The sequence below is a fragment of the Corallococcus sp. NCSPR001 genome, assembly GCF_017309135.1.
Lineage (GTDB): Bacteria > Myxococcota > Myxococcia > Myxococcales > Myxococcaceae > Corallococcus.
The window spans coordinates 6,250,488-6,263,235 of sequence record NZ_JAFIMS010000002.1 but is presented as its reverse complement, the minus strand read 5'-3'; the positions used below and the strand labels follow the sequence as shown (position 1 = coordinate 6,263,235).

General features: G+C 68.3%; 8 protein-coding genes. All 8 read left to right on the top strand.

Annotated features, from left to right (window positions below; translation table 11 throughout):
* Positions 1-32 precede the first annotated feature (32 nt).
* The 8 genes from rplC to JYJ93_RS26940 all read left to right on the top strand — a co-directional run bounded on the left by rplC (position 33) and on the right by JYJ93_RS26940 (position 12,581).
* Positions 33-701 carry a 50S ribosomal protein L3 gene (gene rplC, locus JYJ93_RS26975; protein WP_120589586.1) on the top strand — a complete coding sequence of 223 codons (669 nt, stop codon included), beginning with the start codon at positions 33-35 and terminating at the stop codon, positions 699-701.
* A gap of 337 nt (positions 702-1,038) precedes the next feature.
* Positions 1,039-1,857 (top strand): outer membrane beta-barrel domain-containing protein, encoded by an 819-nt coding sequence (locus tag JYJ93_RS26970; RefSeq protein WP_206796563.1) that lies wholly within the window; start codon positions 1,039-1,041, stop codon positions 1,855-1,857.
* Positions 1,858-1,866: 9 nt separating this feature from the next.
* Positions 1,867-3,078, top strand: a complete 1,212-nt coding sequence (locus JYJ93_RS26965; RefSeq protein WP_206796561.1) for an outer membrane beta-barrel domain-containing protein — start codon at positions 1,867-1,869, stop codon at positions 3,076-3,078.
* A 2-nt stretch (positions 3,079-3,080) separates the two neighbouring features.
* Positions 3,081-4,619, top strand: a complete 1,539-nt coding sequence (locus JYJ93_RS26960) for a tetratricopeptide repeat protein (protein WP_206796559.1) — start codon at positions 3,081-3,083, stop codon at positions 4,617-4,619.
* A 273-nt stretch (positions 4,620-4,892) separates the two neighbouring features.
* A complete protein-coding gene (locus tag JYJ93_RS26955; RefSeq protein ID WP_206796557.1) occupies positions 4,893-8,570 on the top strand; it encodes a tetratricopeptide repeat protein in 3,678 nt (1,225 codons plus the stop codon).
* Entirely contained in the window at positions 8,567-10,024 is a 1,458-nt protein-coding gene (locus JYJ93_RS26950) for a tetratricopeptide repeat protein (RefSeq protein ID WP_206796555.1), read from the top strand. Before JYJ93_RS26955 ends, JYJ93_RS26950 begins: the two co-directional genes overlap by 4 nt.
* 158 nt (positions 10,025-10,182) lie before the next feature.
* Positions 10,183-10,467: a hypothetical protein gene (locus JYJ93_RS26945; protein ID WP_120547342.1), complete on the top strand. Its 285-nt coding sequence runs from the start codon at positions 10,183-10,185 to the stop codon at positions 10,465-10,467.
* A 56-nt stretch (positions 10,468-10,523) separates the two neighbouring features.
* Positions 10,524-12,581: a TonB family protein gene (locus JYJ93_RS26940; protein WP_206796546.1), complete on the top strand. Its 2,058-nt coding sequence runs from the start codon at positions 10,524-10,526 to the stop codon at positions 12,579-12,581.
* Positions 12,582-12,748 lie beyond the last annotated feature (167 nt).

Here is a 12,748-nt window from a genome sequence, read left to right as displayed (position 1 = left end):
TCAGCGCCACGGGCGCTCGCTGTGAGGACGACGTGAAGGGTCTGATTGGCAAGAAGATCGGCATGACCCAGGTGTTCAACGACGAGGGCAACCTCGTTCCGGTGACGGTCATCGACGTCAACACCTGTCTGGTGGTCGGCAAGCGCACCCCGGAGAAGGATCAGTACTCCGCGGTGACCGTGGGCTTCGGCGAGATCCGCGAGAAGCTCCTGAACAAGCCGGAGCTCGGCTTCTTCAAGAAGGCCAGCGCCACGCCGCGCCGTCACCTGCGTGAGTTCCGCGTCACGGCCGAGGAGGCCGCGGGCTTCAACGTGGGCGACGCCGTCAAGGCGGACATGTTCGCCAAGGGCGAGCTGGTGGACGTCACCGGCGTGACCAAGGGCCGCGGCTTCTCCGGCGTCATGCGCCGCTGGAGCTTCAAGGGCTCGCAGACCAAGACCCACGGTACGCACGAGTATCAGCGTCACCCGGGCGCCATCGGTCAGCGTAAGACGCCGGGCCGTACGTACCCGAACAAGAAGATGCCGGGTCACTACGGCGTCGACCGCGTCACCACGCAGAACCTGACCGTGGTGGACGTGGACGTGGAGAAGGGCTTGGTGCTCGTGAAGGGCGCGGTCGCCGGCCACAACGACGGCATCGTCATCGTGCGCCCCTCCATCAAGGTGGCCATGCGCGCGCAGCACAAGGCCGCGAAGTAATTCGCAGCCGCTGACGCCGGGGCGCTTCACACCGCGCCCCATTCGACGCCTCGCTTCGGGCACCTTCGGGTGGCCGGGCGGGGCGTTCGTCGTTTCCGGGCGCGGTGTGTTTCGCGCGTCGCGCGCGGGGCCTCGAGGCCTCGCATCCGTCTGGAAACGTTGAGTGCTGGTCGCCCTGGGGGCAAAGGGCGAAAACTTTACCGACTGCCGCTGGGATCCGCTTGCGGTGGATGGGCGCCGTGCTCACATCGCTGTCCCACGCCGGAGCCTCGCCGTCCAAGCAGACGGGTTGCCCTCCGGATCACCCAACGGCCCACCCCCGGGCCGGGCAGGAGATATGAAAGCACGCACGCTTCGCGTCTTCGCCGCGCTGAGCCTCTCGCTGACGGCGCTCGGCGCCGCCGCACAGGAAGACGGCGTCCTGGACTCGGCGGTCGTCCGCAACCGGCTCTACAAGCCCGCGGGCCATCCGGAGCTGTCCCTGTCCGTGGGCCTGCCAGTGCAGACGCACCTGACGGCGCACTACTTCTTCGACGTAGGCCTGGCCTACAACCTGTTCGACACGTTCGCGCTGGAGGCACGCGCGGGCTACGCCGTCAGCCGCCAGACGGGCCTGGCGCGCTCCATCTCCGAGTCCTTCCTGGACCGCGAGGACAAGCGCGTCACGGACGAGCTGGAGGACATGTGGCGGATGAACCTGCACGGCGTCGTCGGCGCCCGGTGGGCTCCCATCTACGGGAAGATCTCCCTGGTCGCGGACATCCCGGTGCACTTCCAGACGTACCTCTGGGCGGGCGGCGGCCTCACCAACCTGAAGCGCCAGTCCGTCATCCAGTGCACCCAGGTCGTGGACCGGGCCGCGGGCGTCTGTGACAACCGCACGGCCGTGGATGACCGGGGCAGCGCCACGGAGAACTACTGGGTGAAGGAGTCGCGCGTGGCGCCGGTGGTGTCCGCCGCGTTGGGCTTCCGCTTCTTCATCAAGGAGCAGCACGGCATCCGGCTGGAGCTGCGCGACTGGATCTTCAAGGACAGCTACCGCGTGAACCTGCTGCGCGACGACTGGGAGGCCGGCAATCCCACCGGTGAGCCCGCCGGCAGCCCGGGCCTCACGCACCTGGTGCAGTTCGACCTCGGCTACACCTTCTCCTTCTGACCCATTCCTATGCGACCCTTCCGTTCCATCGCGCTCCTCGTTGCCGCGGTGCCTGCCCTCGCGTTCGCGCAAGGCGCCTCTCCGGCGCAGCCGCCGGCCGCTCCGGGGCCGGATGCGACCGCGCCGGCCTCTCCTTCACCGGCCGAGCCGCCGGAGCGTCAGCGCACCGAGCGCGACGCGCCGGCCGTGCCCCAGTCCCAGCCTGAAGCCACGCCGGCGACTCCGGCCGCGCCCGCCGTCACCGGTGAGGACGACACCGACAACGCGCCGTCCTCGCAGGCTCCGGAAGCCCAGGCTCCGGCCGCCACGCCTCCCACGGACGCGCCGGTGCTGGACTCCGGCGAGGCGCCGCGCACCACGGACGCGCAGCAGCAGCGGCTGGTGAATGGCGCGCCGCTCTACAACCCGAACGTCAACGTCCACATCGTCCAGAAGAAGCGCTTCGCGGACGAGGGCAAGCACGAGCTGGTGCTCTATCCCGCCGCCGTGCAGGTGAACGGCAAGTTCACCAACCACGTGGGCACCGCGCTGAATTACGTCTACCACCTGCAGGAGAACTTCGCGCTCCAGGTGGGCGGCCAGTACAACTGGTACTCGGACGAGAGCGACTTCAACCTGGAGCTCATCGACAAGGTGCGCGAGCAGGCCCAGGCCGCTTCGTCGCTGCTCCTCCAGTGGGGCGCGCACGCGGGCGTCGAAGTGACGCCGCTCTACGGCAAGTTCGCCTTCTTCAACAACTCGCTGGCGCAGTTCAGCGTGGTGCTCTCAGGCGGCGCGGGCATCGGCAAGACGCGCCACCTCATCCGCCCGGAGGTGGCGAACGAGGTGGACGGCGAGACGTACCAGGTGCCCGCGCGCTTCGGCGACACGGGCAACAAGTTCCTGGGTGAGGTGGGCGGCGGCTTCCGCGTGCAGTTCGGTGAGCACTACGCCCTGCGCCTGGAGGTCCGCGACCTCATCTACACCGCGCGCGTGGACAAGGTGGACGGCTGCAACCTGGCGGACTTCGAGGCGCTGGAGGCCGCGCGTGCCGCCAACCAGCCCTTCGACGGCCTCAACCTGAGCGGCAGCTGCAAGGTGTCCAAGTTCGACGGCGTGGACCCGAAGACGAAGAAGAACTACCGCGAGGACATCATCCTCGGGCGGGATCTCGTCGCCGAGCCTTCGTCGGACGTCCTCAACAACGTCAGCTTCTACGCTGGCTTCTCGGTGCTCTTCTAACCATGTCCCGACTGCTCCGACTCCTCGTCGTCCTCGGGCCCCTCGCCGTGCCCTCGATGGCCCTCGCCCAGCAGGACGTGGGCACCTACAACCGCGCGCTGTCCGCCTTCAACGAAGGCAAGCTGGACACCGCCGCCCCCCTCTTCGCGCAGCTGGCGGAAGGGCAGGACGCGGACCTGAAGGGCAAGGCCGAGTTCTACCTGGCGCAGACCTTCGCCAAGAAGGAGCTGCCCGTCGCGGCCTTCATCTCCTACGCGGCCATCGTCAACGCCGGCCCCAAGCACCCCTCGTACCTGAAGGCCATCGAGGGGCTGGTGGACATGCAGCAGCGGCTGGATGAGCAGAACCTCATCCCCAGCATCCTCAACCAGGCCTACACCGACGAGGTGCGCGACCAGTGGGTCACGCTGCCCAAGGAGGTCCTGGCGCGCATCAACTACCTGGTCGGCACCGCCAGCCAGCGCCGCATGCGCTTCGAGGAGTCCCGCGCGCTGCTGGAGGCCGTGCCCGCCGACAGCCGCGTCTACGCGAAGGCCCGCTACCTGCTGGGCACCGTGCTCGCGGACCCGCGCTTCCCGGGGCGTCCCGGGGAAGGGGAGACGCTGGACAAGGAGGCCATCGCCGCGTTCCAGGCCGTGCTGACCACGAAGGAGCCGCAGGTGGAGCTGCCGGAGACGCGCGAGCTGGCGCTGCTGGCGCTGGGCCGTGTGCACTACCGCCGCGGCGAGTACGCGGACGCGGTGAAGGCGTATGAACGCGTGCCCCGCTACGCGCGCTTCTGGGATCAGGCCCTGTTCGAGAACGGCTTCGCCCGCTTCCAGAACGAGGACTTCGGCGGCGCGCTGGGCAGCCTCCAGGCGCTGCACGCGCCGCAGTTCGAGGGCGCCTTCCAGCCCGAGTCGTGGATCCTCAAGGCGACCGTCTATTACTACTCGTGCCTCTACGACGAGGTGAAGACGACGCTGGCCGCGTTCGACGAGCGCTATGGGCCCATGGCGAAGCAGCTGGAGCCCTTCACCGGCGAGGACGTGGCGCCCATCAACGCCTTCAACCTGGTGGCCTCCGAGAACCGCCGCCTGCCGCGCGCCGTCTACCTGTGGATCCGCAACAACGAGCGCATTCGCGAAGTGATGCGGACCCTGTCGCGCGTGGACCAGGAGAAGCGCGCCATCAGCGAAGGCCCCTGGAAGGGGACGCCGTTCGCCGCGCAGACGGTGGCGTCGCTCGAGGACATCCGCACCACGCTGCTCCAGGTGGGCGGCACGCTGGCGAAGAACCGCATCCAGGAGGCCGCGGACAACCTCCGCACCTTCTCCGACCAGGCGGAGATCATCCGCGTGCAGACGGCGCTGGATGAGAAGGACCTCTTCTCCGAGGGCGTGGACCAGAAGGCGCTGCTCTCCCGCCAGACGCTCTACCGCCCGAAGATGCCCGGCGCGGACTACAACTACTGGCGCTTCCAGGGCGAGTTCTGGATCGACGAGATCGGCTACTACCAGTACACGCTCAAGCGTGGCTGCCCCGCTCGCCAGGAGAAGTAGGCCGGGAAGCAGGCAAGTAGGAGCCGGGCGCACCCGGCACCCTTGAAGACGCATCCAAAGAGGCCCCGCCACCGTGCGTTTGTCACGGGGGACGGGGCCTCTTCGCGTGATGTTGAGTCCTGGAAGTTGCGCCAGCGTGATCGCGTACGCCGGGGCACAAGGCATGTTCCGGGCCACTTCTCAATCTGGGTACCCGCGTCTACTTTCCGTCGTCCCTCCCAACTGGGCAGAAGTTTTCCCAGGCAGGCGAGGCGCGGTTCTCCAGGAGCTCGCATGAAGGTGGTTCTTCGGTTCGGTGCACTGGCGGTGGGCGTCGCGCTCGCGGCCGGTGGGGTGGGGGAGGCGGCGGAGGAGACGGCACCGCCGCGCAAGGTGGCGACGAAGAAGTCCTCCTCGAAGGCGGCGGCCAGGAAGGCCGAGTCCGCGAGCAAGAAGGACAAGGAGGCGGCGAAGAAGGCGGAGCTGCCGCCCGGCGTGGCGCCCCAGGACATGCGCAAGGGCCCGGCGCGGGTGAAGCCGGCCACGGCCAAGTTCGCGGACATGCCGCGCATCGCGGACTCCAAGAAGGACGCGCTGGCGGACAAGAAGCGCGACGAGGCCATTGAAGGCTTCAAGCGCCTCATCCCCAAGCTGCAGGAGACCTCCACGCAGAAGGCGGAGATGCAATACCGCCTGTCGGAGCTCTACTGGGAGAAGTCCAAGTACCTCTACCAGTTGGAGATGGAGAAGTTCCTCGCGGCGGAGAAGGCCTACGACGCCGCCGTGGCGCGCGGGGAGAAGGCCGCCGCGCCGGAGCAGGACCACCGCGAGTCCGAGCGCTACCGCGCGGAGACGATGCGCATCTACGAGGCCATCCTCGCCGAGTACCCGGACTACCCGGCCCGCGACGAGGTCCTCTTCTCCCTGGGCTACAACCTCTACGAGCTCAACCGCCGCGACGACGCGGTGAAGCGCTACGAGGAGCTGATCCGCGACTTCCCGAAGTCACAGTTCGTCCCGGACGCGTACATCCAGCTGGGCAACCACTACTTCGAGAACAACAAGCTCGCGCCCGCCAAGGAGAACTACGAGAAGGCGCGCGACTCCGGCGTTCCCAAGATCTACGCCTACGCCACCTACAAGCTGTCCTGGTGTGACTTCAACGCGGGCGACCTGGACGCGGGCCTGAAGAAGCTCCACGAGGTGGTGGACTACGCGAGCCAGCGCGGCGAGGAGCTGGGCGACCTGCGCACGGAGGCCCTCAACGACCTCACCGTCTTCTACGTCCAGTTGGATCAGCCGAAGGAGGCGCTCGCCTACTTCAAGGAGAAGGCCCCGGCGAAGCGCCAGGGCCGGCTGCTCGCGAAGACGGCCGCGGGCCTGGTGGACGCGGGCCACTTCGACAGCGCCATCCTGGTGTACCGCACGCTCATCGACGATTCGCCCATGGGCGCGAACGCGCCGGAGTACCAGCAGGCGGTGGTGCGCGCGTTCGAGGGCCTTCGCCAGCGCCAGCAGGTCCGCAAGGAGATGAAGCGGATGGTGGACCTCTACCGCCCGGGTGGCGAGTGGTGGACCGCCAACGCCAGCAACGCGGGCGTGCTGCGCAACGCCTTCAGCGTCACCGAAGAGGCCATGCGCGTGATGGTCACCGAGTACCACCAGGAGGCGCAGAAGACGCGCCAGGTGGAGACCTACCGGCTCGCGCGCGACATCTACAAGCAGTACGTGGACGCGTTCGCCTCCAGCGACAACCCGGAGTTCGTGGCGGACTCCGCCTTCAACATCCGCTTCTTCTACGCCGAAATCCTCTGGGCCCTGGAGGAGTGGGAGGCCGCCGCCGGTGAGTACGACGCCGTGGTGGCGTTCAAGATCCCGGACCGCGACTCCGCGAAGGAGGTCTCCAACGAGGCCTACCGCAAGAGCGCCTCGTACAACGCGGTGCTCGCCTACGACAAGCTCGTCAAGATTGAACGCGGCCAGATCGCCAAGAGCGACCTGAAGGACGGCCAGAAGGTCGACGAGAAGAAGGACAAGGGCGACGTCGCCAAGCAGAAGCTGGTGAAGCGCGACGCCAAGGAGCAGGCCGAGCAGCCGCTCACGAAGTTCGAGGACCGGCTGGTCGCCGCGTGCGACACGTACAACACCCTGTTCCCGGGCAACCAGGATGAGATCGACCTGCGCTACCAGGCCGCCGTCATCCTCTACGACCGCGCGCACTTCGTGGACGCGGCCCGCCGCTTCGGGGAGATCATCGAGAAGTTCCCGGAGGAGCGCCGTTCGCGCGACGCCGCGGACCTGACCATGTACGTGCTGGAGAGCCGCGAGGAGTGGCAGGAGCTCAACACGCTCTCGCGCAAGTTCCTCTCCAACAAGAAGCTGTCCAAGCCCGGCTCGGACTTCGCCCTGCGCGTCTCTCGCGTGGTGGAGGGCAGCCAGTACAAGTACGTGGACGAGGTCGTCTACAAGAAGGAGAAGAACCCGGCGAAGGCCGCCGAGGAGTTCCTGTCCTTCGTGACCGAGTTCCCCAAGTCGGAGAACGCGGACCGCGCGCTCACCTACGCGATGGTCATCGCGCAGGAGGCCGGTGAGGTGGACAAGGGCATCACCGCCGGTGAGCGCGTCCTCAAGGAGTACCCGAACAGCAACTTCGAATTGAAGACGCGCTACACGCTGTCCGGCCTCTACGAGAAGGTCGCCGAGTTCAAGAAGGCCGCGGCCATGTCCGAGTCCTTCGTGGCCGAGTACGACGCGGCCCTCAAGGCCCGCGAGTCCCAGTCGAAGAAGGACAAGGAGAAGAAGGCCAAGGCCACCCCCGTCGCGAAGAAGGACGACACGCCGGGCGCCGTGGAGGACGTGGAGTCCAAGCGCGCGCAGAGGGCCGCCGAGCGCAAGGCGCAGGTGGACGCGGCGGGCGAGTGGGTGGCGGATGCCCTCTTCAACGCGGGCGTCTGGTACGACGGCCTGGGCGAGTCCCAGAAGGCCGTGACAGCGTGGAACAACTACCTGGCGCGCTTCAAGGACCGCAAGGACGTGCCGCAGGTGGCCTTCTCCATCGGCCTCGTCTGGGAGAAGGAGAAGAAGTGGGGCGACGCGGCCCGCGCCTTCAACCGGTTCGTGGAGGACTACGGCCGTGACTCGCGCACCGCCGCGGGGCAGGCGTACCTGGCGCGGTACCACGAGCTGCTCGCGTACCAGAAGATGAAGGACGTGCGCGGCCAGGAGAAGGCGCAGGACGAGCTGGTGCGCGGCTGGAACAAGCTGCCGGAGGGCGTGCGCAAGGACACCGCGGTGCTCAACGCGTACGGCCACGCGCGCTTCCTGGCGCTGGAGCCCACGTGGAAGCGCTTCAGCGACATCAAGTTCACGCGCGTCTCCACCATCCGCCGCGACCTGCAGGCCAAGCAGAAGGAGATGCTGCGCGTGGAGAAGGAGTACGCGGCGGTGCTCGCCACGGGCTCCGGCGAGTGGGGCATCGCGGCGCTGACCCGCATCGGCCTCGCGTACGCGGACTTCGCCCGCAACATCATGGACTCGCCGGATCCGTCCGGTCTGGATGACGAACAGCTCAGCATGTACCGCGGCGAGCTGGAGAACCTGGCGATGCCCCTGGAGGAGAAGTCCAACGAGGCGCTGGAGAAGGGCCTCCAGAAGGCCTACGAGCTGGGCATCTACAGCGAGTGGACGCTGGCCGCGCAGGATCAGATCAACACGCTGCGCCCGGGGGCCTACGCCCAGGTGAAGCCGGTGACGTACCGGGGCAGCAGTGATTCGCGCATCGCCTCGGGCGTGCTGAAGGACCTCAACGGCCCCATCAGCGCCTCCGCGGAGCCGAAGCCCGCCGCGACGACTCCCGCGCCGGAAGCCGTGCCGGCCGGGGGCGCGAAGCCCGCGCCGCCCGAGGGCACGCCGGAAGGCTCCGGCGCCGCGAAGCCTGAACCCACCGCGTCGCTCGAGGGGGTGCGGCCGTGAAGACGAACCAGAGCATCGACATCAGCAGCCAGTTGAAGGGGATGGGGACGACGGGGATGAACGGCTTTCGCACCAAGCGCATGTTCCTGGCGGGGGCCTTCGCCTTCGCCTTCACCACGGCCTGCGCCACGGGCCCCAGGCCCACGCCCGTCGCGATGAACGCGGTGGAGAAGCCCGCCGTCACGGTCCCCGCCGCGCCCCCTCCCGCCCCGGCGGAGAAGGACGACGCGGATGGCCAGTTCGCGCAGGCCCTGAAGGCCTACGAGGCCGGTGACCTGGACGCCGCTCGCAAGGGCTTCGAGGCCGTCGTCGACCAGCAGCCCAAGGCGCTCAACGCGCGCTTCAACCTGGGCGTCATCGCGGAGAAGCAGGGCCGGCCGGCGGACGCCCGCGTGGCGTACGAGCAGGTGCTGGCCCTGGATCCGGCGCACACGCCGTCCGTGATGAACCTGGGGCTGATGCACCGGCACGAGGGCCAACTGGACGAGGCCCTCTCGCTGTACACGAAGGCGCTCCAGACGCCGGGCCATGAGCACGATGAGCCCGTGCTCAACGCGCTGGCCGCGACGTACCGGCTGGCGGGCAAGCTGGATGAGGCGGAGGCCACCGGCCGGCGCGTGCTCGCGCGCAGCAAGGACAACCCGGAGGCGTACAAGACGCTGGCGCTGGTGGCGTACGACCGGGGCCAGTACCGCCTGGCGGAGCTCCTGGTCGTCAACGCGCGCAAGGTAGCGCAGGACGACCCGGCCATCTCCAACACGCTGGGGATGATCTACCTGAAGATGGACGACCGTCCGCGCGCCCTGGCCCAGTTCCAGAAGGCCGTGTCGCTGGATGCCAACTTCGCGCCCGGGCACCTCAACCTGGGCGCCCTGGCGCTGAGCTACCGCGACTACGCGGGCGCGGAGAAGGCCTTCACCAAGGCCCTGTCCCTGGAGCCGGACGGCCTGGAGGGCCAGCTGTACCTGGCGTACGCGCTGGACGGGCAGAAGGGCCTGGATCCGAAGAAGGGCGTCGCCGCGGGCGAGGCGTTCGAGAAGGTGCTCGCGCGCGCCGCGGACAAGCCGGAGGCGGTGTGCGGCGCGGGCTGGGCGTACGCGTCCGAGCGCGCGGCCTATGAGAAGGCCATCGCGTTCCTGGACCGCTGCAAGGAGCTGTCCTCCACGACGGATCAGGACAAGCAGCTCATCACCGCCAAGGTGAACGGCCTGCAGAACATGCTCAAGAACCCGCCGCCGGCGCCGGCTCCGGCCGCCACCGCGGAGGCCGGGGGCGAAGAGAAGAAGGACGCTGAAGCCACCGGGGGCGCGGGCTCGTCCGTGATGAACCAGCTGCCCCAGGACGCCAACGCGCCCGAGGCCACCGAAGAGACAGCTCCGGCCGAGGCTGCCCCCGCGTCCGACGATGCGTCCGGCAATGGACAGACGGCTCCGGCGCCTGCTCCGACGCCCTGAAGAAACAACAGTCGTCTCGGCGGGAAGGACGAGAACTTTCTTCCCACCTATAGCCGCCCAGGTGCAAGCGACCGGGCGGCTCCCTTAGAATCCAGGGACTTGGCGTTGGTGCGAGCCCTGCAATGGAAGTCGCGAAGCGGGCCTGGCGGAGACATCTCATGAAACGACTGCTGGCAGCGATGGTGATGGTGGGAGGGCTGGGGGTGGCGGCTCCCGCCCTGGCTCAGGACGGCAAGGACTCGGTGAAGATCATCCAGGAGGAGGATCGCACCGTGTACCGCAAGAAGACGGTGATTGATTTCACGGATGTGGCGGTGGAGGGCGAGCTCACCAAGCCGGAAGGCTCCTACGTCCTCAACCGCAAGAAGACGGATTTCCAAAGCCTCATCAAGGTCCGGGAGAACTTCGACCCGGAACTTCAGAAGTCCGCGGACAATCTCTAGACAGCACAGGTGGCGTTGAACGTTTTCGGGACGGGAAGGGAAGAAGGAAGAACTTCATGGCGGCGGCGAGAAAAAACGGATTGACGCTTCGTATCACCACCCCGGACGGCTCCATCCAGGAGACGGTTTCGGAGGCGGAGAGTGTCATCGTGGGGTCGGGCGCCCAGGCGGCGGTGAAGATTCAGGATCCGCGCGTGTCCAACCTCCACGTGATGCTGAAGGTGGACAACGATGGCTCCGTGACGGCCATCGACCTGGGCAGTGAAGGCGGCACGCAGGTGTCCGGGCAGAAGCTCATCATCCCCACGGCCCTCAAGCCCGGGGATGTGCTCACGGTGGGGACCTCCCAGGTGGAGGTGCTCTTCGGTGACGCGCCCCGGCCGGTGGCTCCGGCGGCGGCGGTGGCGCAGCCCGGCGTGTTCCAGCAGCGCCCGGTGATGCCTCCGGCTCCGGCTCCGGCGGCGCACGCGGCGCCGGTGCCTCCCAACATGCGGCAGGCGCCTCCGCCTCCGCGACCCGCGATGAACGCTGCGCCCACGAACGTGGTGGGCACGGTGAGCACGCCGCGCTCCGCTCCGGCGGGCGCGCTGGGCACGCAGGCTTCGACGAACGTGACGTCCACCCCGGTGTTCGGCCCTCCGCCGCCTCCGGTGGCGGCGCGCAAGGCCACGCCGCCCCAGGTGGCCCAGGCCCGCAAGCCGCAGCCTCCGCCGCACCTGCAGGAGCCGCTGCCCAGGGACGCGCAGCCCACGCCGGACGCGAAGGTGCTCCAGGTCTCCATGCTCTGGGGCGACCAGATGCTGGAGGTCCAGCACTTCAAGGACGGCGCGCCGGTCACCATCGGCGAGGCCGCGAAGAACACCTTCACCGTGTTCTCGCCGCAGGTGGGCAAGCGCCACGTGCTCGCGCTGAGCAAGGGCGACAAGCTGGAGCTGCGCGCTCCGGCGGGCTCCGGCGTCTTCGTCACCAACAACGGTGACGTGCGCACGAAGGACGCGCTGCGCGCCGCGGGCCAGCTCAACAACGCCACGGCGGATCAGGAGCAGCTCTTCACCCTGGGCCTGCATGACCGGGCGGAGGTGTCGCTGGGCACGGTGGCGTTCGTGATGCGCTACGTGAAGCCGTCGCCGGCCATCCTGGCGACGTCGCTGTCCGACCGCGACTTCAGCTTCTTCAAGATCGCCGCCATCTGCATCCTCGCGGCGGCGGCGTTCGTCACCGCGATGATGCTGACGCCGCACACGGACACGAAGTCCGCGGACGACGTCTTCGAGTCCCAGCAGCGCGTGGCCAAGTTCCTCATCGCCCCGGAGAAGAAGGTGGAGGCGAAGAAGCTCCAGCTCTCCGGTGTGGAGGAGGGGGCCAAGGCCAAGGACGAAGAGGGCAAGTTCGGCAAGCAGGAGGCGAAGCAGGAGGAGGCGGCGCCCTCCAAGCCGGGCACCCCGGTGGTGGACAAGTCCAAGAAGGAGAAGGACCGCCAGGTGGTGGGCAAGGTGGGCCTCCTCGGCGCGCTCAAGGGCATGAAGGGTGGCGCTTCCGACGTGTTCGGTCCGGGCGGCATCGGCACGGGTATCAACAACTCGCTGGGCGGCCTCAAGGGCGGCGCGGCCATGGGTGACGCGCACGGCGTGGGCGGCCTGGGTTCGCGTGGCACGGGCAACGGCGGTGGCGGCACGGCGCTGGGCATCGGCGGCCTGGGCACCCAGGGCAACGGCCGGGGCACGGGCGGCTCGGGCGGCATCGACCTGGGCGGCCGTGGCAAGTCCGTCACCAAGGTCATCCCCGGCAAGACGACGGTGATTGGCGGCCTGGACAAGGACGTCATCGCCAAGGTCATCCGGCGGCACCAGAACGAGATCAAGTACTGCTACGAGTCGGAGCTGAACAAGAACCCGTCGCTGGCCGGCAAGGTCGCGGTGGCCTTCACCATCGACCCGGCGGGCGCGGTGGCGGACGCCAGCGTGTCCGAGTCCACGCTGGGCAGCTCTCCCGCGGAGCAGTGCATGATCTCCCGCATCCGCCGCTGGAAGTTCCCGGAGCCCAAGGGCGGCGGCGTGGTGAACGTGACGTACCCCTGGCTGTTCTCGCCCTCGGGCGCTGACGCCGCGGAGTAACGGCACAAAGCCACGATTCGTAGACTGGAAGACCGAAATGGCGTGGACGAAACGGTCCACGCCATTTTCGTTTTTCCCCGCTGCCGTTTCGTGCCGGGCGTCACTACTGTCCGTGCCACTGCTGCCAGGCGTGCGAGGGAGCAGGAGGACAACGTGACGGGAGGAGT

Excerpts from the sequence above, each read along its gene's own strand:
- JYJ93_RS26945 (WP_120547342.1), top strand. The coding sequence starts at position 10,183 with ATGAAACGACTGCTGGCAGCGATGGTGATGGTGGGAGGGCTGGGGGTG.
- JYJ93_RS26960 (WP_206796559.1), top strand. The coding sequence starts at position 3,081 with ATGTCCCGACTGCTCCGACTCCTCGTCGTCCTCGGGCCCCTCGCCGTG.
- JYJ93_RS26940 (WP_206796546.1), top strand. The coding sequence starts at position 10,524 with ATGGCGGCGGCGAGAAAAAACGGATTGACGCTTCGTATCACCACCCCG.
- JYJ93_RS26965 (WP_206796561.1), top strand. The coding sequence starts at position 1,867 with ATGCGACCCTTCCGTTCCATCGCGCTCCTCGTTGCCGCGGTGCCTGCC.
- JYJ93_RS26970 (WP_206796563.1), top strand. The coding sequence starts at position 1,039 with ATGAAAGCACGCACGCTTCGCGTCTTCGCCGCGCTGAGCCTCTCGCTG.
- JYJ93_RS26955 (WP_206796557.1), top strand. The coding sequence starts at position 4,893 with ATGAAGGTGGTTCTTCGGTTCGGTGCACTGGCGGTGGGCGTCGCGCTC.